16 protein-coding genes and 1 pseudogene are annotated in these 23,412 nt (G+C 37.8%); 11 read left to right on the top strand and 6 right to left on the bottom strand.

Annotation, left to right across the window (positions count from 1 at the left end; all coding sequences use genetic code 11):
- The first annotated feature begins 13 nt into the window (after positions 1-13).
- Together BFL47_RS07360 and BFL47_RS07355 are read left to right on the top strand one after the other, a co-directional pair.
- On the top strand, positions 14-274 hold the full coding sequence (locus BFL47_RS07360) for a hypothetical protein (protein WP_069659156.1): 261 nt from the start codon (positions 14-16) through the stop codon (positions 272-274).
- 501 nt (positions 275-775) lie between these two features.
- Positions 776-2,083, top strand: coding sequence for a glycosyl hydrolase family 28-related protein (locus BFL47_RS07355; protein WP_083257059.1), 1,308 nt, complete (start codon positions 776-778; stop codon positions 2,081-2,083).
- 229 nt (positions 2,084-2,312) lie between these two features.
- Here BFL47_RS07355 and BFL47_RS07350 read toward each other — a convergent pair whose 3' ends face one another.
- On the bottom strand, positions 2,313-3,278 hold the full coding sequence (locus BFL47_RS07350) for a hypothetical protein (RefSeq protein ID WP_069659154.1): 966 nt from the start codon (positions 3,276-3,278) through the stop codon (positions 2,313-2,315).
- 515 nt (positions 3,279-3,793) lie between these two features.
- Here BFL47_RS07350 and BFL47_RS07345 point away from each other — a divergent pair.
- The gene (locus tag BFL47_RS07345; protein WP_069659153.1) at positions 3,794-4,759 is read left to right on the top strand and encodes an RpnC/YadD family protein; all 966 of its coding nucleotides are present in this window, start codon (positions 3,794-3,796) and stop codon (positions 4,757-4,759) included.
- 659 nt (positions 4,760-5,418) lie between these two features.
- Here BFL47_RS07345 and BFL47_RS07335 read toward each other — a convergent pair.
- Complete coding sequence (locus tag BFL47_RS07335) at positions 5,419-5,808, bottom strand: VOC family protein (RefSeq protein WP_069659151.1); 390 nt, start codon at positions 5,806-5,808, stop codon at positions 5,419-5,421.
- Between the two features lie 617 nt (positions 5,809-6,425).
- Between BFL47_RS07335 and BFL47_RS07330 the strand changes: the two genes are divergently transcribed.
- The 5 genes from BFL47_RS07330 (at position 6,426) to BFL47_RS07310 (ending at position 17,110) form a co-directional block, all read left to right on the top strand.
- Entirely contained in the window at positions 6,426-8,057 is a 1,632-nt protein-coding gene (locus tag BFL47_RS07330; RefSeq protein ID WP_245681325.1) for a DUF6377 domain-containing protein, read from the top strand.
- Positions 8,058-8,271: 214 nt separating this feature from the next.
- Positions 8,272-11,415, top strand: a complete 3,144-nt coding sequence (locus BFL47_RS07325; protein ID WP_069659150.1) for a SusC/RagA family TonB-linked outer membrane protein — start codon at positions 8,272-8,274, stop codon at positions 11,413-11,415.
- Positions 11,416-11,436: 21 nt separating this feature from the next.
- Positions 11,437-13,257: a RagB/SusD family nutrient uptake outer membrane protein gene (locus tag BFL47_RS07320; RefSeq protein WP_069659149.1), complete on the top strand. Its 1,821-nt coding sequence runs from the start codon at positions 11,437-11,439 to the stop codon at positions 13,255-13,257.
- A gap of 159 nt (positions 13,258-13,416) precedes the next feature.
- Positions 13,417-14,934 carry an endo-1,3-alpha-glucanase family glycosylhydrolase gene (locus tag BFL47_RS07315; protein ID WP_170827287.1) on the top strand — a complete coding sequence of 506 codons (1,518 nt, stop codon included), beginning with the start codon at positions 13,417-13,419 and terminating at the stop codon, positions 14,932-14,934.
- A 37-nt stretch (positions 14,935-14,971) separates the two neighbouring features.
- Entirely contained in the window at positions 14,972-17,110 is a 2,139-nt protein-coding gene (locus BFL47_RS07310; protein ID WP_069659147.1) for a glycoside hydrolase family 97 protein, read from the top strand.
- Between the two features lie 177 nt (positions 17,111-17,287).
- Here BFL47_RS07310 and BFL47_RS07305 read toward each other — a convergent pair whose 3' ends face one another.
- Positions 17,288-17,620 carry a hypothetical protein gene (locus BFL47_RS07305; RefSeq protein WP_069659146.1) on the bottom strand — a complete coding sequence of 111 codons (333 nt, stop codon included), beginning with the start codon at positions 17,618-17,620 and terminating at the stop codon, positions 17,288-17,290.
- Positions 17,621-17,859: 239 nt separating this feature from the next.
- Here BFL47_RS07305 and BFL47_RS20205 point away from each other — a divergent pair, with 239 nt between their 5' ends.
- Both BFL47_RS20205 and BFL47_RS07295 read left to right on the top strand, forming a co-directional pair.
- The gene (locus BFL47_RS20205; protein ID WP_069659145.1) at positions 17,860-18,918 is read left to right on the top strand and encodes a sensor histidine kinase; all 1,059 of its coding nucleotides are present in this window, start codon (positions 17,860-17,862) and stop codon (positions 18,916-18,918) included.
- 94 nt (positions 18,919-19,012) lie between these two features.
- Positions 19,013-19,732 (top strand): LytR/AlgR family response regulator transcription factor, encoded by a 720-nt coding sequence (locus BFL47_RS07295; protein ID WP_069659144.1) that lies wholly within the window; start codon positions 19,013-19,015, stop codon positions 19,730-19,732.
- A 9-nt stretch (positions 19,733-19,741) separates the two neighbouring features.
- On the opposite strand, the gene BFL47_RS07290 is transcribed toward BFL47_RS07295, so the two are convergent.
- From BFL47_RS07290 to BFL47_RS07280, 3 genes are read right to left on the bottom strand one after another with little or no spacing between them, the layout of a single operon-like run.
- Positions 19,742-20,347 (bottom strand): hypothetical protein, encoded by a 606-nt coding sequence (locus BFL47_RS07290; RefSeq protein ID WP_069659143.1) that lies wholly within the window; start codon positions 20,345-20,347, stop codon positions 19,742-19,744.
- Positions 20,337-20,852, bottom strand: coding sequence for an RNA polymerase sigma factor (locus BFL47_RS07285; RefSeq protein ID WP_069659142.1), 516 nt, complete (start codon positions 20,850-20,852; stop codon positions 20,337-20,339). The genes BFL47_RS07290 and BFL47_RS07285 overlap by 11 nt, the downstream gene beginning before the upstream one ends.
- A 14-nt stretch (positions 20,853-20,866) precedes the next feature.
- Positions 20,867-21,760 carry an alpha/beta fold hydrolase gene (locus BFL47_RS07280; RefSeq protein WP_069659141.1) on the bottom strand — a complete coding sequence of 298 codons (894 nt, stop codon included), beginning with the start codon at positions 21,758-21,760 and terminating at the stop codon, positions 20,867-20,869.
- Between the two features lie 364 nt (positions 21,761-22,124).
- Here BFL47_RS07280 and fucP point away from each other — a divergent pair.
- Positions 22,125-23,295, top strand: a pseudogene (fucP, locus tag BFL47_RS07275) (L-fucose:H+ symporter permease).
- Positions 23,296-23,412 lie beyond the last annotated feature (117 nt).

Genomic DNA, 23,412 nt, shown 5'->3' with positions numbered 1-23,412 from the left:
GTTAATCAGGAGTATGAAAAAAAGAAGCTATGTATTTATCCATTGTACGGATTCTTCGGGATGTATATGTTATTGGTATAATTTAATTGAAGAGTCAATAACTGATCCTGCTTTGGGAATTCCATTAATCATTAAGGATATTGAAGAGGGCCTGGCGGAGGTTCATACAATGAAACGGAAAGCCAAGGAAACGATTTTATCAGTTAACTGTAAGAAAAATTATAAATATCATTTAAACATGGCATTTTGTAACCTAACCAAGCATCATAATTGAAATAAGCCATGTCTTAATTTAAATCAAATAATTAATTAGTCAAAAACCTTAATATTTCATACGAACATTATCATAATGATAAGCAAAAAAAAAATCTTGTTAAAAATCAAAAATCTTTTTAAAAATAATTTTAGCAATTATTGCTCAGCAGTTTAGCAAATTTATTGCCAGTAATTTCAACAGAATTGCTGTTTTTTTGCTGCTTAGTCAGAACCTGTCACTCTCAAATTTACGGTTCTTAAACTATTATTAGTCACGCCTTAATACCTCTTAATTGATGAATTTATTCAATTAATTAAGAGATAATATTGCTCGCTTCGAGGAAATATTTTCACTGACCTAAAATAAGAACATTTTCTTGTATTTAGGTCAGATGGGAGATTTTTATGCCGTGCCAAAAAAACTAAAAATGAAAAATATTCGTAACCCATTGATCTTCTTTTAAGTAGAAGGATACAATTTAAAAGTTCAAAAGAATTTCATTCGTACAAATCACTTAAAATGAAAAGATTTATTTTTATAGTTTCAATGTTCGCTATAATAAGCAGTTGCAAACAAGATGCTGATCTTCAATCAGCATCTACTAATCCAATATCTGCAGAGACGGTTTCTGCAATATCGAATGTGAAGAGTTTAGGTATAACTAACGATGGAAAAATCGATCAACAGTCTAAAATTCAGGCTATTATTGGTAGTAATAAAACGTTGTTTTTCCCAAAAGGAACTTATCTGATCAGTAAGTCACTTGACATCAAAAACATTACAAATTTTAAAATTTATGGTGAAGCAGGAACTATATTTGTTTCTCCAACCAATAAAATAATTACACTTTTAGGTAATGCTTACAATATTGAAATTTCCGCTATTACATTCAAATCTACCCGGGTAAGCACTGTAAATGATGCAGAAGGATTAATTTTTATCGCTGCCTTTGGAGCTAATGATTTAATGGATGGCATTAACATTAATAAATGTACATTCACTAATCCACAATCACAGGGAAACGGGATTAAATTAGTGAGTGAAGGTACTAGATCCATGGTAAAATATATATCTGTTGCCAATAACCGCTTTGAAAGTATCGGACGTATGGCTATAGAATTTCAAAATCATGCCAATCAGGATGTAGCTCGATTTAAAGATTTCTATATCCATGATAACTACTTCTTTGATATAGGAACCATACAATCCGGTCCTGCACCATCTTGCGTATCCGTAAGTGGATATTCAACAAATGGACAAATCAATAACAATGAGTTCTATAACATGAGGATGAAAGATTCCCCTTTCATCTATTATGGAATTGAAAACGCAGGTACTATAGGATTGGAAACTAATAATAATTACTTTCACTCAGATACTTATGGATTCACTGGAATATTAGGTTCAGCAAAAACAAAATCAAATTGGACCATTAGTAATAACGTTTTTGAACTAACAGGATCTACTACTGATAAAAACAAAATCAGAGGGATTGAAATCAATGATGCAATCAATTTTACTATTACCAATAATAAGATTACAACGGATGGAATGGCTATGATGCTTGTAAATTGCAGATCAGGAAACATTACCGGTAATACAGGTAAGGTAAAAGTCGGAAATGCATTCTATGCAAGAGCTGGAAGTATCAAAAATATCATCACTAAAAATACTTTTAATACTAGCTTAGGACCCGACAATGGTGTAGTGCTTTTTGATGGATCAACAACCAATAGCAATAGTGCAACATCAAATACGCTGATAGGAACAGATAATAAAGTAGGTAAGTATGTTAATGTGAACGGAGCTTATAATAATTACAAATAAGTTCTCCTTATTAAAAACTATAAACCAAAATCAAGCTGGCTGTTTATCAGGCCATCTTGATTTTGGTTTTTAACGTAAAATATTCTTGTTGGAAAAAAGGATGAATCTTTCAGGTGTATAATAAAGATCATATCCTTGTAAAAATTTAGTGCACTGACCTTTTATCAAGGGATTTTGAGCCCTATCAAAAATTTTTATCACGAAACCCTATATCTTTTATCATGGACACCTATACCTTTTTAAACCAAACCCTTTCTTTGGAAATAATAGCTGGGGTTATTTGATTTGGTTTAATCTTTTTGCTTATTGGAAGAGTTTGTTTATTTATTTTAGTAATGAGTTTTAACATTAGGAGATTGCCTTTATAAAACATCTCTTTGATTTTCTTTTCTCTGCCAGGATAATTGGATGGTTGTGTATTGACCTCTTTTATAGGATATTCTGATGGTTTCTCGGATTGAAAAGCTCCGATGATCGCGCAGGGACTGAACTCTTTGCTGTTAAGCAGGATGCTTTCATTGGTTTGACTGATGGAGGAGTAGAGCATCAGCGACATGCTTACTAATGCCAAACAATCTTCTGGAACTGTTTCCGTGAAGGTGATGATCTGTTCTTCTGTGTTTTGATAACCTTCCAGATTGAGATCTTTTACTCCCAGGTTTTCATAATACTCTTCCCTGAAGTTAAAAGCAACCAGCATCAACCTTATGCGGTATTTCATATAAGCTCCGCTTTGGTTTTTGGGCCTTTTAATTCCTGTTTTGGTGTTTAAGGGACCAAGGGTAACACTTACTTGTCCGTTTGAACTTTTACTGACTTCATGGCTCATCTGCAAAACTTCAGTCAGTTTGCTGTTGGCATTGAAGTCCAAACCATCAAGTTGAGAAAGGTCCCCATCATGCAAATCCCTTTTCCCTTTATCCCCGCTTACATTGTTTAATATTGACCGGTACACCAGTTGCGTGCTCCTATAAGCTGCTGTCCCATCTTTGAAAAAATAAGCCGGTTCAAATGCCTTCCTTATCACTGCTGCAGCTGAACTCGAAAGCCCAAACTCAGTAGCGCTCCTGATCGTTTTTGCAGTTTGTTTAAATGCCTTTGCTTTACCCTGGATGATGTTTTTTCCCCGGTAAGCACGGTAGATCACTGAACCTGCGGTTCCATGAATCATTCCTTTATGATCTATAGTTGCCATATTATTATGTTATTTGCATAAAGTAATCGATTAAGATTCTTAAGATCGAAATAAATGCTAAAATTTCTCAAATCTTCCATGAAACGGTATGGTTTTTCCTAAACGGGTACCCTGTTTCAATTTTAAGTATTCTAAGGTAAGCTCAGCTCTGGTAATTGATCAGATTAAAGGAACCAGTTGATCTCTTTTGAAAGGCATTCTGATTTCAATAAATCAAAATTTCAAATTATAATAAAACAGGATAACAACTGAAATGAATGTAATTTAAGTCAAAAACGAACTCATAAAATTCCGTTGTAAGTCCGACATAAACTATTCAATACCGGACTCATTCTGGATACTTATTGCATTCATATTAGCAGGTTTAATTAAGAGATAACCTCAAAAAATATTTTTTAGTTTTTTCTATACTCTGGTTCTTTTACTATACTTGTGCGTCAAATTGTAGCTAAAAATGTCCATGATTTGATGCATTCCAACTGAACCCACAAACCTAGTATTGAACCTTATAACCAATGGCCAGACAAGATATTCTATGGAAAGGCTTGCTCGAAGATATTTTCGAGGACTTCCTCTCCTTTCTTTACCCAGTTGTATGGACAATACTTGATAAGGACAAGGGCTTTAAATTTCTGGACAAAGAATTAGAACAGGTATTTTCATCAACAGAAGATCCGCTCTATCCTCAGCAGGTTGATAAGTTAATCCAGGTTTATACGCTTGAGGGTACAGAGGAATGGATCTTGGTTCATATTGAGGTACAAGATCAGTATAGCCTGATTTTTAGCGAAAGAATGTACATGTACCAATACCGTATTTTCGATAAATACCGGAAAAAGATTACCGCATTTGCAATTTTCACAGAGGCAGTCACCAAGGATCGCTCCAATACCTATCATACAGATTTTATGGGCACAAGTCTGAGTTATGTTTTTAATACCTATAAGATTGCCCTGCAGGATGATGCTGAATTATTGACTAGCAAAAATGTGTTTGCCCTTGTGGTACTGACTGCTAAAAGGTCGCTTTCTGTTAAGAAAATAAAGGATATAGAAGAGCGGGACAAACACCTGTTACAAATCAAGATTGAACTGGCAAAGTTATTGCTTTACAGGGATGTAAAGAAAGAACGGATACGTTTATTGATTAATTTTTTAAGACATTATATACACTTTGAAAATCCTGAAACAAGTGTTATCTTTGAGAAAGAGCTTGCTGGTTTAACGAATAAAAACACAACTATGGGACTTGAAGAACAGTTACTGGATCTGGCCGAAAAAAAAGGAATAGCAAAAGGAATAGAAAAGGGCATAGAAAAGGGGATAGAAGAAGGAATAGAAAAGGGCCGTGTTGAAGAAAAGGCTGAGTTTACCAAAAACTTAATCAATCTAACAGATTTGAGCGTATCAAAAATTGCTAGCTTAGTTGGGGTTACGGAAGACTTTGTAAAAAACCTAAGAGATACACTGAAAAGTAAGTAGATTTTTCATACCGGTCTAGTAGCAGTGCCTAAGTACATTATCAAATTTTTCCTATATCCTAATAGCTAATATTAGTATATAGGGAGGCTCCATTATATATCTAAATTAAAGAGCAATCAACTATCTTGTTGTTTCAACCCATTGTCATAAGCATAAAGGATTTATAGCTCTGTAATCGAATTACACATAGGTAAGTTCTTGCCTTGCTGAGTACAATTATCTTGATCGGAAATATAAAGATGTTCTCAGTTTGTCTTGACAGGAAATAAAGAATTCAAAAAAGTTGAATACTTGTAACCATTCAGGTATAGCAAAGCTGAAAACACTCAGGGCTATCAAGTTATAAACAAAGGACAGGTTGAGTTGCAAATTTTCAGGCCTAAATGCACAATAGGTTGATAAAAGGGCAGTTAAATAGGTATATCCAGCTACATCCCGCCCGGAACTGCTGTTCAAGTGAAAATATAAAATTGAAGTTAATAACAAAAAAGTCAAATAGAAATTCGTCAGACCAAACCAAAGTACAGCGATGCAAACAGCCGAAGTTTCAACGCCCACCCCCACTTGCAGTAATACCAATGTTATCTGCTGCCGTGTTTCTCGTTCAAGACAGTGTCATGTCAAATTAGCTTTGAACTTCTACATTAACGGACAGTTTATTATTTAATTTCTACAGCAACGATTTCATTCCCATATAAGTCAAGGCAGTGGAAAAATTTATATTCTGGTGTCAAGACAGGTGCAACTTTAATTTTCACATTATTGTCTTTGAGTTTTTTAAAAAGCTCTTCCAATGAAGTAGTGTATATAACCATAGTAGGTTGCCCACTTGTCTGATTGCCAATCCGTTCTTTTTGCTCTTTAGTATCAGCTTTTAAAAACCAAATGCCTAAAGTGTCTAAAGGGTCACTCCCCATGTGTAGAAATCTTTGTCCAGCATCAGTTGTTACATCAAACATTTTTTTGAAGCCAAAATTCTTTTCATAAAAACTAGCTGCTTCTTCATAGTCCTCAATGAGTAGGATAATTCTTCCGAGATAATTTTTCATTTTTTTATTTTTGTATTTCTAAATTTATTATTGTGATTGATAGTTATTTTTTACCGCTGCTTTTAAAAATTGAAATGCTTTTATGTCATTTGGTTTGACCCAATTATATCCTATACTTTTCCATTGTTCTCGTATTGATTAAGTCTAATATAAGAGATATATTCATTGCCGCAAACAACAAAGTCCTTCCAAAATCAATAGCGTCCCAAAAGTTGTAAAAAGAGAAAGGAAAAGTTTTAACACAAAGTTACCTTTGTGGTGCACAAAAACAATCCTCCTTTCCCCATGATAAACATAACATTATTTTCACCGATTATATCAAAGTTAGACCGTTCAAAGTTCAATAAGCTTTCTTTAGCCAAAGGAACAGACAAGCACAATAAAGGGTATAAAAGCTAGTTTCAGGTTTTCGTTCCCTGGATAGTGCTGACGGCTTTGCTATCATACGATCTGTGATGGACACCACCATTAAATCAGGTAATGATGTCTTTTATGCCCTAAAATTAATTGCTAACTTCAGTCCTGAATAGTTACGAATATTATATTATAGATTTGGTAGATGATATATATTCAATAATATCAACAGTCTTTACCTTTTTTGAAATCAGATTAGCCTAATGATGAAACCTTTATTCTGTTTAAGTGCGACTAAAGAGATCCTTATATTAATTTTGTTATTTCTTTCTAATCCTGTCTGGTCACAATTTAATTTTGATCAGTCATTAGCCCGTCTAAATAAGAATATAGCAAGAAAGAATCAATATGATGATCAAAAATTGGCCCGTATTACTAGCTTGGAGAAATCTTTGAAAAGCAGGTCAAATCAAAATCTTGTTAGCAAATATGCTATATATTCAAAGCTTTATGATGAGTACAAATCTTTCAATTATGATAAAGCCTTTTTCTATGCGCACCGGATGCAGGAGTCTGGACAAAAGCTAAACGATCCGGTTAAAATGGCTACCGGAAAGATAAAATTGGGTTTCGTTTTACTATCCGCAGGGATGTTTAAGGAAACTTTTGATTCATTAAAAACGGTTCAGGTGGGCATACTGCCGGATAGTACTAAAAAGGATTTTTACTATTTAAATGCACATACCTATTATGATTTAGCAGATTTTGATAAGGACAAATTTTATACACCGTTATATAATAGAAAAGCGGAGACTTATATTGATTCAGCCCTGGCTTTATCTAATCCGAAATCTTATGATTACCAGTATAATAGTGGCTTGAAATTGATAAAAGGTGGTAAAAATGAACAGGGAGCTGTTTATCTTAAAAATTTAATAAACCACTATCCTCTGAATGATCATCAGGTTGCGGTGACTTACTCTACGCTGAGTGATATTTACATACGGAAAAATGATCCGGATAAGGCGATAGACTTATTGCTTCAAGCTGCTGAGGCTGACATCAGTTACTCTACAAAAGAAGCAGCTGCAATGCTCAACCTCGCTATGCTTTTGTACCAAAAGGGGGATATCAAAAATGCCTATGCGTTTATAAATCAAGCCATGAAGGATGCAACTTATTATGGTGCAAGGCATAGAAAGGTCCAGGTAAGTAATGCCTTAATTGTTATTGCTGGGGGAAAAGTAAATTCTGTAGAGCAAGAGAGTAGAAATCTGATCATCTTCGTCGTACTTCTTACCTTACTCGTGGTTGTGGTTATCCTTTTTGTAATCATCATTTCAAGGCAACTGGAAAGATTAAAGAAAGCGGACAAAATTATTCTGGAAACAAACAAATCGCTTCAGGATACGATACATCAGCTAACAGAAGCAGAAAAGATTAAAGAGCAATATATTGGGTATTTTTTTAATCTCATTTCGGAATACATTACCAAGCTAGATAAGTTTAAAAAGTCTGTAAGTAATAAACTAGTAACTAAAAAGTTCGATGACATCCAAAAGCTCGTTAGTAATATTAACCTGAAAGATGAAAGAGATGAACTCTTTTTAAATTTCGATAAAGCCTTCCTGACTCTATTCCCAAATTTCGTAGAAACATATAATTCCTTCTTTGAGCCCGAGCATCAGGTAACGCTCAGGGCAGGCCAGCTGATGAATACCGACATGCGGATCTTTGCTTTAATCAGGCTTGGAATTACTGAAAACGAAAAAATTTCTTCCATATTGGAGTACTCTATGAACACGATCTACAATTACAAAGCACGAATTAAAAATAAATCTAAGATAGCTAACGAAGATTTTGAAAAAGCCATCCTTTCCATAAAGGCTGTATAGGTTATTTTACTTCTTTTAGGTTTATATTTTATAGGTCTGAATGTTTTGTAAAATATTGTTATACAGATTGTTGTGTGTAATTATTTGAGATTCTATCTATATTCTTAGTAGGGGGTATTGCGAAGTTATCATTTAAGTTATTCCTTTGATTTGCATTTGTGATTTGTTCAAATGTATGTCCAACTACCAATTATAAACTAAGAGAATAACCATTATGACCAAAAAATCAGTAGATAGAGCATGGCTCTGTTGTTTATTTCTTCTGTTTTCTTATGTATCTAATGCACAGGAAACAAGGATTAGAGGGAAAGTAACAGATTCCCAAAATCAACCACTTCCAGGTGTAAATATCCAAGTGAAAGGGACCTCAACAGGACAGGCTTCAGATAATAATGGAAATTACACCGTAGCAGTAAATAAAGTCAATGATGTATTGATATTCTCCATGATTGGTTTTACAACCAGGGAGGTCAATGCTTCACAGGGGCCCGTAATCAATGTGCGGTTGCAGGAAGATACCAGGCAATTAGATGAAGTGGTCGTCGTGGGCTATGGTACACAAAGAAGGAGAGACCTTACCGGCTCCGTTTCTTCGGTAAAGGGAGGCGTGTTTAGCAGTCAGCCAATCACGAATGCGGTTGAGGCTTTACAAGGTAGGGTAGCCGGTATCAATGTTGTAAAAAGCTCTGGTGCGCCGGATGCATCTCCTTCCATAGTCATCAGAGGTCTGTCGTCCTTAAATCAACCGAATCCAATGTATATCGTTGACGGAATCCGGATGGGGGATATCTCTAATTTAAATGTCCAGGATATTGAATCGATGGATGTGCTGAAGGATGCAGCGGCAGCTTCAATTTATGGTGCAGCAGCAGCAGGAGGGGTTATTTTGGTAACCACGAAAAAAGGAACAACTACAACTCCGCAGTTTAATTATAACTATCGTTTTGGCAAAACTACAGCAAAGGTGGGAAGTTTGCTTAATAAGGACGATTACATTCGTTTACAGAATATTATTAACCCAGGGAGGTTTACTAATGCGGACCGATTGGATACGCTTGCGAATACAGACTGGATAGATGAAATATTCAATGATGCTTCTGAACAGAATCATAACCTTTCTTTCAGCGGATCTGCTCCAATTGTCAATTACCTGATATCGGGTTTTTACAATAAACAGGAGGGGGTTGCCCGTAAGAACTTCTCTAATATTGGAGGCGCCCGAATCAATACTAATTTTAAAATAGGCGACTGGCTGAAATTCGGGGAACAAGTATCGGTATCCAGAAGAAGCACTTCTAATCCACAAAACGTTGGTGTCGAAGCCCAATTGCATAATGCTCCTTTTAGAACCCTTCCCATTGTGCCTCTGTTCAATGCGAATGGAAAATATGGTACTTTGCCGACAGGATACCCTGGCCTTGCATTTTCAGGGACACATCCGGTTGGTGCTATTGATAATGCAAACGTAGAAGATTTTAGAAATAACTTTCAATCAAATTTATATGCTGAGATAAAGCTCCCGTTACACTTGTCTTTTAGAAGCAATTTAGGCTATTCGTTCTACAATCAAAAACAGAATTATTTTCAAAATGCCTTTTCGATTGGAGGGGTAGGGATAGGAAATAATTCATTGAATAAACTCTCGGTGGAGAGTCAGTCCTTATTGACTAACTATATTTTAACCTTCAACCAGTCGTTTAATAACCATAATCTGAATGTGATAGGAGGATACGAACAGATTACCAGTAAATTTAATAACATCAATGTAACAGCAAGCAGTGTTTCAGCGGATGCTGCCGAACAATATTCTTTCATTCCGACTGCAAGCACCACTTATTTTTATACCGGCCAAAAAGATGACAATGGCTTAGTTAAATCGCTTTTTGCTCGTTTAAATTATAACTATAACAGTAGATATTATCTTTCTGGCTCTGTCAGGCAGGATGCTAACTTCACTGTTTTTGGTCCCAACAAACAAAGGGGTGTATTTCCGGCAGTATCGGCAGCTTGGAATATTTCTGAGGAACCATTTTTGAAATCAATACTACCGGCAGTAAATAATCTGAAGATCAGAGCAAGTTACGGTGAATTGGGAAATAGCAATATTACAGCCTACTCATTCCTTTCTGTTTACCAGCCATTTGCAAGTTTTGGAAATGGTAGTGCAGGAGGTGCCAACTTTTCACCAAACGGAACTATCATACCAGGAACCACATACAGTGCTATTCCAAATTCGGATCTGCATTGGGAAACTGTTAAAGAATCTAACCTGGGTTTAGATGGTGAATTCTTTAGTAGTAAACTCTACTTCTCTGCAGATTACTATAATAAGGTGACGGACGATATGCTCTATGCCTTACCTATGGCACCTAGTGCTGGAATATCCGGTGCTTATTTAACCAATATAGGTTCTGTAAGTAATAAGGGAGTAGAGCTTATGGTAGGTTACCGGTCAAAAGTAAGTAAACTCGGTTTTGATATTAATTTTACAGGGGCCCGCAATAAGAATGAAGTAACAAAACTTTCAACTCAAACTACCTCTGAACTAAATGACGGGTACAACTATTATAATAATGGAGATGTGGCCTTTCAGATTATGCCTAACCAGACGATTACGGTAACCCGAAAAGGATTACCCTTTGGTTCATTTTACGGATATAAATCGTTAGGGGTCTTTCAAACGGATGCTGAAGCTTCCAGTCAGTTAGTTGGAGGTATTGCTGCACATGCGGGAGATCTTCATTTCGAAGATATAAATAATGATGGTACCATCAATGATCAGGATCGGCAGGTCATCGGTAATCCAAATCCTAAATTAGTATATGGAGCAAATATCCGTTTAAACTTTAAAGGATTTGATGCAGCACTGTTATTTAGCGGAGTAGCTGGAGTAGATCTTTTCAATGGGGTGAAGGCGTATGAAATGCGTCCGTTTTCTGATGGCAATACCTCACCTAGAGTGTGGGGCGCCTCTTTTTTAAGTGGGAATGAACTTACCAGTCAGCCAAGATTAGGGGTAGTGAACCCAGATGGCTCCTTTCAATTAGATCCAAATGGAAATTATTCTACTGTGAACAGTTACTTTGTTGAAAAGGGCGATTACCTGAAACTTAAGAATCTTCAGATTGGCTATACCTTTTCCAGCACCCTGCTAACTAAAGTAAAAATGCGAAGTGCACGAATATTTGTAATGGGCAACAACTTATTTACCATTACAAAGTATAGTGGATTGGATCCTGAATTAGGAGCGTCTTTTTCGCCATCAGGTTACTCCGGTGTAACGGCCAGAGGTATAGATGTAGTGAGCCAATATCCTCAAACACGCATTTATTCTGTTGGTATTGATGTAAATTTCTAACACAACCTAAAAATTAATAAGATGTATAAAAAGATATATATAATACTCCTGGTGCTGGTTTGTATAGGGGGATGTAAAAAGGATCCTGATTTAGTAGTACCTACAGACAAGCTCTCAACTTCATCTTTTCCGACGACACTTGCGGATTTAAATGCGATTTTGAACCCCGCATATGGAAACTTAAAAAGTGTGGGTCTATATGGCTTTAACCTGATGCCTAAAGCTTTAGAAAATGCGGTACATGCAGGGGATGCGAACTACAATGGTGATCAGGCCTGGAATGAAATGACTGCAAATAACCTGAGCGTTACAAATAGTAGATCTCAGGATGCATGGACTGCATTATATGCCGGAGTGACTACCTGCAACGTAACACTTGAAGCTGCAGACTTCTTTGAAGCAAATTCTGCTACAGCAGCGCAAAAGACGGATATAGATGCGATACGTGGACAAGCCAAATTCATGCGTGCTTTCTACTACTTTCAGTTAGAAACCTTATTTGGGGAAGCCTATTTGAAAGCCGGTGGAGCTAATGATGCTAAAATGGGAGTTCCTTTGTATACTGAGGTGCCTAAGAACTTGGAAGCTACACAACAAGGGCGTGCATCTGCACGTGATGTTTGGAATTTCATTATTAGTGATCTGCAAGAATCGGCTGTCTTACTCCAAAATACAGTTTGGCCGGCAACTGAGATTGGAAGAGTGACAAAATGGTCGGCTAAAGCACTGCTTGGAAAAGCGTATGTATTTACAGAGGATTGGGCTAATGCAAAAACAACTTTACTGGATGTCATAAATAACAGTGGCAAAACCTTAATGCCTTTTGCGAAATATAAAGACGCTTTCAACGGAAATACAGCGAATGAATTTAACGAAGAGTCCTTGTTTGAATTAAACGTGGATGCGAATAATAACGGTAATTATGGTCCATGGGGAGGTAATCCGAACGCCTCAACATTAAATGGAGTGATTTGGTCGCCTTATATATTGAGTGAAACGGGTACAGAAACGGGTTCCAGACCATTAGGTTATGGTGGTAATCTTGGTGTGCATGATAAAAACGTAACTCGTTTTGGTTACCCATTAGGGTATTATACGCTTGTGGCAAATCCGGCTTACAACAGTCAGTTGCCGGCAAGTCCGGATAATCCCGTACAAATTATGAACCCTGTTTACCGGGCTCAGGCAGAAGCGGTACGTGCGAATAAAACTGCCGATCCTAGATTGTATGTGAACCTGGTGCAACCCTGGATTGATGTGCTGAATATTGATTGGAATGGTGGAGCAAGAAAGAATGTTCCTGTTTCCAAGCCTGATTATTTAGCAGGAGAACCGAATACTTATGGTTGGGGATTCCGGAAATATGCAGCTATTGATTACCACATCAATAACGTGAACTATGACAAGTGGAATTGGTATTTTCTCCGTATGGCTGATGTCTATCTTTTATATGCGGAAGCTAATATTGGTGCGGGTGATGCAGCAACAGGACTTGAATTTATAAATAAGGTTAGGCGCAGAGCTTACGATTTGCCAATCAATACCGCATCGGCAAGGGATTACACCTCTCTAACAGCCGCTACTCCGGCTATTAATGATCCGGTGCTTGGAGCAAATCCGCTTCGCTATGAACGCTGGGCTGAGTTTTTCCATGAAGGTCTGTGGTGGTTTGATATCTGCCGTTGGCACTTAGGTCCTCAGGAAGCAGCATTCTATGGAAAAGCCAGAAATTTGTCTACTCCTTTAACTTTTAATGAGTCTAAAAGTTACTCCTGGCCAATTCCTTTAACAGAGTTTAATGCCAATGAAAAGATTGCTGGTCAGCAAAATTCAGGATACTAGAAATAAGAAAGAGCAGGGACATCTGAATGTTTCCTGCTCTTGTTTCAAACTAACAATCAGTATGCAATGAGGAGTTTAAGCTTACGTTTTTTTTATGTTTTGTGTTTGTTGTATAGTAACTTCTTATTTGGACAAGACTCTTTAAAAAACTTATCCGAATTGAGTTTGCCGATAACTTCTGAAAAGTTGGTTATTGCACATTGTATGACCAACATTATCCGCTATAAAGGGCACCCTTTAGAAGATAGCAGTAATCCGGATTATTATAAATCAACAGGCAACAGTTCAGCGCCTTTAGGCGGATTGACACAGGTAAAAGTAATGGTTGATAGCTTGATGGCAAATGCATCGCTTGATGAGTCTGTGGAGTTTGAAATGCGTGCTGCATTGCGATCTGGTATTGATGGCTTCCAGTTTTACTATACTTTAGGTGGTACTAACGACGATGCCATCATTCTGGCTTATTTTAGGGTAGCTCAAAAAAAGAATATTAAGTTCAAATTTACTTTCTGCATATCGCATCCTAAAGGTAAAACTGAGGCATTAAAAATTGGGGAATTTGCGTTTAGAATGAATCATATTCTTGATGTGGCAGGGAGGAGTAATCCCCATTGGCTCCGTACTCCAGACGGCAGGCTGATCATCTACCTTTGGGATGGAGAGTCACTTGCAGATATCCCTTCTGGCGAAAAGCGCTTACCTGATCAGTTTTACATGGCCAGAGCGTATAAGCGACTTGCAGATGCTGTACATGAGCGTTTTGCTTGCGTATTTACTATCAACAAACAGATCAGTAAAAAGGAGTTGAATTACTTTTTGGATTATTTTCCAGCTACATGGGTCTGGACGCTTCCCTTTTCCGGTAAGAACTATATCGGTTATATGATCGCTGCTGAATGTAAACGGAGACAACGGACTTTCACTGCTTCTGTATTCAATGACTTTTATACGTCAAAGCTTCTAAAAAAGGGAACATGGGATATGTATCACCATGTAGAAGATGCCGTACAGGCGGGTATTGAAAATGTAGAACGAAAGTATATTACTACGGGATTGTCCTATAACTTTAGAAAGTTAATGGAGTTTGGGATTGAACAGGATGCTTCTCTATTTAATATGATTACCTGGAATGATTATCCTGAAGGGCATCACCTTGCACCTGAAGTGAATCATAATGAGGGTTTTTCTATTTTGCTCAATTATTATAAAAGCCTCTGGAAGGGCATGGCTTCACCTTATGAAAATAGAGATGTGGCTATTGTTTTTTTTAAAAAGTACAATCATTTGATACAACCAAAGCCTTTCAATATTCCAGTGGTCCCTTTTCAGCAAGAAGTCATACCAGCGGAATGGGAAGATTCGATAGAAGTGTTAACGTTGCTTAAAGGTCCTGCGGAAATCAGCTTGAATGGTCAGTTGAAAAAGGGGAAGAGTGGATTATCGGTTTTTAGATTTCCAATGAAAACCGGCAACGTGAAAGTAAGCGTATTAAGGGACCACCATTCGGTGCTTCAGTTTTTAACTCCTGAGGGGATCACCGATAAGCCTTATCGGTCTGACCGCATTACGTACACCTACAGCAGTGAATTCAAGACTTTCTATATGGATCTTTATAAAGGCTTTAAGCCCCTATATTCTTCGGAGTATAATCTTGATTTTTACGAGGAAAACAAATGAAACTAATTTTAAAAGAACGGATTAAAAACTCCATTTAATGAAGAAACTACTTATTTTTTTATGGATCGTTACCGTTTCCGGTAATGTGGTTGCGCAGCAAAATAAAATGGTTGAGGCCAGCATGAATAAGGTAAAACTTAAATTCATGCTCGATCAGGAAGGAAGGGCATGTTATGCAGTTTCGTTCTCTGGTAAAGCGGTTGTTGAGAAATCGCTTCTCGGTATTGATCTCTTGAATGATCCAGCTTTTGATCAGCAGTTAGAAATTATCAAGACGGAAACCACACAGGTAAATGAGCTGTGGCATCCAGTTTGGGGAGAGGTGAGCAGCATCAGAAATAAATATGAGCAGCTGGTAGTTCAACTGAGACAAAAGAATAGTCCGAACCGCTTAATGAATATCATTTTCCGTGTATTCGAAGATGGTCTGGCTTTCAGGTATGAATTTCCCAAACAGCCTGGTTTGAAATACTTTATTGTAAGTAATGAACGGACTGAATTTCACCTGACTGGTAATCATAAAGCATTCTGGATTCCTGCTGATTACGACACAAATGAATATAAGTATACGACCAGTAAATTAAGTGAAGTGGACTCCTGGAAAGTAACTAAAGCGGCAACTGATATTGCGGTTAGAGTGGCACCAGATCAGCAGGGAGTACAAACTCCAATGATGATGAAATCGGTAGATGGTCTTTATATTAATATTCATGAAGCGGCACTTCAGGATTATTCTGCTATGCAGTTACATGTGGATAAGAATACGTATAATCTGACTGTACGTCTGGTGCCTGATGCGGTAGGCAATATGGCGTATTTGTATGCACCTTGTAAAACGCCATGGCGCACCATTCTGGTCAGTGATCATGCTGCCGATTTGTTAGCCTCTAAAACCATATTGAATTTAAATGAGCCCTCTGTTATCGAAAATACCAGTTGGATTAAGCCGATGAAATTTGTGGGTGTTTGGTGGGAAATGCAAACGGGAAAGAGCACCTGGAGTTATGCGAACCGGTCAGATACTTTAAATGCTCAAGGTCAGCTGATACCAAATGGAACACATGGCGCAAATACGGCAAATGTTAAACGCTATATCGATTTCGCTGCTACTCATGGTGTGCAAGGGGTTTTAGTGGAGGGATGGAATGTAGGCTGGGAAGATTGGTTTGGTAATTGGAAGGAGAAGGTGTTTGATTTTGTGAAAGCCTATCCGGATTATGATGTAAATGAAATAACAGCATATGCTGCTTCAAAAGGGGTGAAAATGATTATGCATAATGAAACATCGGGGGCGGCTACAGACTACGAGCGTCAGCTGGATACAGCCTACCGATTTATGAATAAATTTGGATTTCCTGCTGTAAAGACGGGCTACGTTGGAAAAATAATTCCAAGGGGGGAGCATCATGATGGGCAGTGGATGATAAATCATTATATCCGGGTTTTGGAAAAGGCAGCAGAACATCAGGTAATGGTAGATGTGCATGAGGCTGTAAGGCCCACAGGACTACATCGAACTTATCCTAATTTCATAGCTTCAGAGGCAGGAAGGGGCAATGAATACAATGCTTTCAGTGATGGGAATCCGCCTGAACATGAAACTATTTTACCTTTTACCCGTCTAATGGGTGGGCCTATGGATTACACTCCTGGAATATTTAAGATAAAGGGTTACTCTGACGTTAAAGGAAGACAGGTACACACTACTTTAGCGAAACAACTGGCACTTTATGTGACTATGTATAGTCCGGTTCAAATGGTAGCAGATCAGGTGGAAAACTACGAAACACATATGGATGCCTATCAGTTTATTAAAGACGTGCCAGTTGATTGGGACGACACAAAGATACTTGAAGCTGAGCCGGGAGACTTTGTTACGATTGCAAGGAAAGAAAAGGGGAAAGGCAATTGGTTTTTAGGTGCAATTACTGATGAAAATGCACGTAAGACAACTGTAGAACTCAACTTTTTAGATAGGAACAGAAAGTATGTCGCAACGATCTATGCGGATGCCGAGCAAGCTGACTGGCAGGAGAATCCTGAAGCGTATGCTATTTATCAATATATAGTTACAAGTGCTACTAAATTGAGACTTAACTTAGCAAAAGGAGGGGGAGCTGCTGTGAGTATTATGCCTTTTGTTAGTGGATCACAGAAAGTGAAAAAGTATAAATAATTATTCATGAATTGATGTTTAGTCAATAGCTATTCTTAAGTAGCATGGATCTTTGAATTGCTTTTGCAAAATTGTGCTATTGCTATCTAAATATTGTCTCTCACATTGCAAGACTCAGCCTTCTTCGATCAGATCAGTTTACGTTTTTTGTCTGATTAAAGAAGGCGGAGTTTTTAATCATTTCAGATTGGCAGCAATACAATTCTTATTATAAACCGCTTTCTTTTGCTGATTCCAGGCTATAAGTGCAGAGTCCAGACCCTTTCGCAGACAGCGAAGCGTTTTTAAACGGTTTAAATTAAGTTTTTGATCTTTAACCTGTTCCTCGTAAATCAATTGGTGTGCATCGGTATAGAACTGAACAGTAGTCGCCTTTTTTACATGGATATTGGAAACTAAAACCCAATATCCTGTTTTGGGGATGCATGCAGTTCGGCTTTGTGCACTTCCTGTTGAAGCGAATAGTAGAGTGATGATGACGATACCGGTAGTAATAAATAGATTTTTCATGATGGTTAATTTTGTTGTTTGATTTAATGTTGATTCAAATGTAACATGCTTGTAAATCAGTTTTTTAGAAAGTAGACCAGCAGGAATTTGCAGTTGTTATATAGTCAACTATGTTGTATTAAATCATTTCATCGACGACCTAAGCATTTGGTGCTCTTTTTAGATGCATTAGTCTAATAACCATCAAGTTGTGAAGCTTTTTATACAGAGAATCGTATCTTTAATTAAAGCAGCTGGTTATGGATTCATTACCATTCGTTTTTTCGAACCAACCTAAATGGCGGGTACTGCGTCATGTGGTATTTTGGTTCTCTTGGTTCATTTTTCAGGCATTTCTATACTCATTCTCACCCTCACCTGCATTGCAGCAAAAATCTTTCCTGGTACGGATTAGCTTGACCGCACCAGAGAGTCTGATTTATCTGGTTCCTCATATGTTTTTGGCGTATTCGCTCATGTACATTGTCATACCACGTTTTGTGATTACCGGGAAATATGGAAGTGCTTTGGTATTGACCACTTTCATATTTGTGATTGCTGCTTTAATTTCGGGAATGTTATCTATCACGATCATCGATTATTTAAGGAATTTCCGGAGTCATCAATTTTTACCTGATAAAAAGATCGTTCATTACCAACCGTTGTATGTTCCTCTGGGAGGGGCGATGCTGGCCGGCTTAAGGGGCGCTATTACCATTGGCGGATTAGCAGCAGCCATCAAACTCATGAAGTGTTTTTACGAAAAAGAACAAGCGGCTTTAAATATGGAGAAGGATAAGGTAAATGCCGAACTGCAGATGTTGAAGGCGCAACTGCATCCACACTTTTTATTTAATACCTTAAATAATATTTATAGTTATACGCAGGATGTATCGGTGGTAGCCTCCAATATGATCTTCGGTTTATCAGAATTACTACGTTATATGCTGTATGAATGTAATCAGCCATTTGTTCCATTAGATAAAGAGATAAAGATGATCGGGGACTACATTGCGCTGGAAAAAGTTAGGTATGATGCACATCTTGATCTTTCTGTCAATATGCCCGAATCATCAGGAACACTCCGCATCGCACCTTTATTATTACTTCCCTTAGTAGAAAATTGCTTTAAACATGGTGCCAGTAAGATGATCCGTGATCCCTGGATCAGTATTGAGCTGACGCTAGATGAGACGGTATTGGTAATGAAACTGGTTAATGGTAAAGTACCCGGCTTAAAGGCGTCATCTTCAGGAATTGGTACTGCGAATACACAAAAGCGGCTTGATTTAATTTATGCCGGTAAATATGAATTCTAAGCCTTGGATGAAGAGGACATGTACATTGTGAATTTAAAGATTTGGCTTGATCATGTTAGTCCTGAACTACCTTTAAAACCTATAAATTATTTCAATGAAAGCAGAAAAAACATTCAGTTGCCTGATCGTAGATGATGAACCGAGGGCAAGAGAGATCTTAAAGCGGTATATTCAACAAGTGCCTATGTTGACATTGGCAGATGATTGCAGCAATGCACTTCAGGCGTTGGCAGTTTTGCAAACGAAAGCAATAGATTTGCTTTTTCTGGACGTGCAAATGCCGCAGATAAGTGGTATTGAGCTTATCAAATCGTTAAAAGAGCCTCCAGTTGTGATCCTCACTACTGCTTTTGAGCATTATGCGCTGCAGGCTTTTGAGCTTAACGTATCGGATTATCTGATGAAGCCAATCCAGTTTGATCGTTTCTTAAAAGCGATAATGAAGGTTCTTCCAAAAGATGTAACTCCTTATCAGGAGGAGGATAAAATGGATGTATCGATACCAAATCAGACTTTCCTATATTTTAGAGCCGACCGCAAGATGGTTAAGGTGTTGATTAAGGACATCCAATATATTGAAAGTTTAAAGGATTATGTGAAGATATTTACGGAGAAAGGGGTGGTGATTACAAGGTATTCCATCACAGCTTTAGAGGTAATGCTGCCTGAAAATGCGTTCGTACGTGCACACCGTTCTTATATTGTAGCTATAAACAAGGTGACATCATTCAGCTCTGATGTTATAGAAATTGAGAAAATACAGATTCCGGTTGGCAAGTTGTATAAACAGCATCTTTTTAAAATGATGAATTGAAATGTAGATTCAATCCGTAATTAATTTTTTCTTTAGATCTTCCAAGTCAGCAGTCATGCTTTCAATTAATATCAGCTGTTTCTTTTGCTTTGTTAAGCGGGTCCATACAGTTATGCCAACAACATACAATGTGATTATACCCAAGGCTGAATATCTAAATAATGCAGTTGCTCCAGTTGTGATTTCCCAGATGTACATTACCAGTGCCAACCATAACAAGACCGTATAAATCCAAATATAAACAGTAATCAACTGACGCTGCCAACTTAGCTTTTTGAGCTGATAAGCAATATAATCAGCACTGGAATTATCAAAATTTTCTTTCTTGAAGGCGTAATTTCTCCAGCCCACTAAGGAAAATACAATCATTAGACTATAAATAGTAGCAATGCTTACTTTAAACGGCCAGCCGTACTCATTATGATAGGTTAGATAAACCCAGCCAATTTCAATCATGGCTGCCAGGAACCCAAGGCTCATGCAGATGTTCATCTTGAGTACTGCTTGCTGGTGTTTTTGCCATTTGCTCTTCAATTCATCCTTCGAAACAGCAGTTTTTGTAGTGGTATGAGTGGTTTGTGTCTGCCAGCTCATCTTTAAATCATCAAAATTCATTTTCTTTCTCGGTTGACATGAGTTTAAGTAAACGCGCTTTTATACGGTTGATCCTGACACCCACATGGTTAATATTACTTCCTGTTATTTCCGCAATGTCTTTGTAACTTCTATCCTCAAGAACCAGGGAGATAATAAGTCTGTCTGGCGACTCCAGCTGACTGACGCAATACCTGAGATGATCCAGTTGTTGTTCTTCTTCCTGTTTTCTTAAAAGGGTATCCTCGTAAGGCAGCTGCATAAAATCGGGTAGGGATATATGCTGATGTTGTTTGTTCTTTAAATTGAAGTTAATTGCGGTGTTTATGGCAATACGATAGATCCAGGTACTTACTCTTGCTTTTCCTTTGAAAGTGGTGATGCTTTTCCAGATCTGAAATATAATCTCCTGGTACAAGTCATCGGCAAGAAAAGCATCATAGATATATGCTCTGCATATCCTGTAAATACTGGCATGATTTTCTTTAATCAGCGCATTAAATAATTCTTCCTGTTGATTTTGCATAACCCGATTGCAGATTAATCAGCTTGAATAAATGTATTCATTTCCTGGTAAAACCAATCAGGTGCATCATACATAATAAAGTGCTTAGATAAAGGGGCAACTTTTACTATGCAGGTTTTACATGCCTGATATTGTTGGCGATAGCTGTTCAGTACGTTTTCTTTGGTAAATTGTGGATACTGTGCTACAGGTGCAAAGGCGGCCAGAACTAATACAGGAACCTGTATGGAAGCAATATCCTGACGCATATCGTGACCGAGCATTTCCACCATCGAATAGGCCATTGTCTTTCGATCGGAAGCTGCGCCCCAACGGGCTATCCTTTCCCATTTAGTAGAATCAGCGCACAGTGTTTGGGCTACGGCAAGCTGACTTGCTTCTAATGCGGTATAATTCATTTGGTTATACGCATTGAGTAGTTGTTGCGCCTGAACTTCATTGAAGCCGCCTTTTGCTGCCGGATTAAAAATACCTGCATAAAAAGGAAGCGCATCCACCAGGATCACCCGATCTAAGTGCTCTTTCATTTTTGAAGCAATACACAAAGAAAGAAAACCTCCAATAGAATGTCCCACCAAGATTACCTTCTCAAGTTTTTTATTCTTGATGTATGTTATGATTCCCTTTTCGTAAGCATCCAGATAGGGCGTTTGATTGATGGCTTTTTCACCTGCATATCCCGCAAGGGTAAAAACATGGCACTCATGTGTCTTGCTGTAACGTGCAACGGTTTCTTTCCAGACTTCTCCACTACAGGTTGCTCCGGGAATGAATAACTTGGGCTGGCCTTTACCTGTTACGGTTACATGGAAAGGGCTTGTATCCGCAGTTTGTGCCGATAGGTTAGTGTGCATTAAGATGCCAAAAATGAGTACCATTGGCTGAAATAATACTATTAGCTTTTTCATTTTTTTGTTGTTTTAACTCCTTAGTAAAGGCAAGGGCTATTTTATTACAGATTTAAGATAATTATTTTCAAGATCGATGTTATGGGTACCATTCTCTGGGTTATCTGCTGATAATAAGGGAACCCTTTTCGGTTAACCTAAGTGATAAATTTTGTCGGGTGTTAAATCCGTTTTGTTATTCAAATGACCTTGGTATTCATGTATTTGAAGGTAATACATAAAGAAATTAGCTCATTTCATTTTGCCTTTGTACTTTTGAATACCAATAAAATAAATAAACCACTTAATGAAAGACAGTATTAACTCAGTCGAGCAGCCTGTAGCCGCAAAGCCTGCTTTTACAGATAGGAAATTCGTTACCACCATGATCTTTGTTACCTCCTTATTTATGTTGTGGGGAGTTGCAATCACGATGGGAGATGTTTTAAATAAACATTTTCAGCATGTATTGAGTCTGAGCAGAACGCAGTCTGCCTTTGTTCAGTTCGCTATCTTTGGGGCTTATTTTGTAATGGGCATCCCTGCCGGATTGTTCATGAAGCGGTTTGGTTATAAAAATGGGGTACTCCTAGGTTTATCCTTGTTTGCAACAGGAGCCTTCCTGTTTGTGCCGGCAGCCAATACAGCCTCGTTTGGTTTCTTTGGTGTGGCCTTGTTTATTCTAGGTTGCGGTTTATCAACCCTGGAAACGGTGGCACATCCTTTTGTGGCTTCTCTTTAGTGACCAGCGGGTTAATTTTGCACAGTCTTTTAATGCACTGGGTGCTATTTTAGGTCCTGCTATTGGTTCGTACTTTTTATTGCGACATAATGTGGCCGGAAGTACAGACCTTACATCTGTCAAAATATTGTATCTCGTGATCGGGAGTGTGATTGCCCTGATCGCGATAGCCTTTTCTTTTGTAAAAGTTCCGCCATTAACGGATCCACATGCCGTAGTGTCAAATGGAGATGCTGTGAACGTGGATTTAACACCAGGTAAAAAGTTGTTTGAGCATGTGCATTTCAGATGGGCAGTGGCCGCACAGTTTTTTAACGTGGCTGCACAAAGCGGTACCTGGGCATTCTTTATCAACTATGGTCATGAGCAAATGGGTTTCAGTGAAGTAACTGCTGGTACTTACCTGGTTTTGTTTATGGCAATTATGTTAGCGGGACGGTTTATCGGTACATTCCTGATGCGGATTATTGCACCTCCTACCTTATTGGCTGGTTTTGCATTAGCCAATATTGTGATGTGTATTATCGTAGCTCAAGGCTGGGGCTGGCCTTCTTTTATCGCTTTACTGGCAATTAACTTTTTCTTCAGTATCATGTTCCCCACTATTTTTAGCTTGGGGATTAAGAACCTGGGAAAACATACTCAACAGGCATCTTCCTTTATTTCAATGGGTGTAGTGGGGGGAGCGTTGTTTCCGCTAATTATGGGTAAGGTGGCCGATAATGTAGGAATAGCGCATGCGTATTACCTACCGATTATTTGTTACTTGGTAATCTTTGCGTTTGGTGCCAAATTTTATAAAGTCAAACATTAAGGGGATTAGTTCTAATTACTAAACTTTATAAGTTAAAAACAAATAGAGTCTATAAAGTAGAATGTTAAGAGGATTGTTTTAAACACTAAACTCTTTTATGGAGTAAGCAAATAGATC

It is taken from the genome of Arcticibacter eurypsychrophilus, assembly GCF_001730525.1.
Lineage (GTDB): Bacteria > Bacteroidota > Bacteroidia > Sphingobacteriales > Sphingobacteriaceae > Arcticibacter > Arcticibacter eurypsychrophilus.
This window is presented reverse-complemented; position numbering and strand designations above follow the sequence as displayed.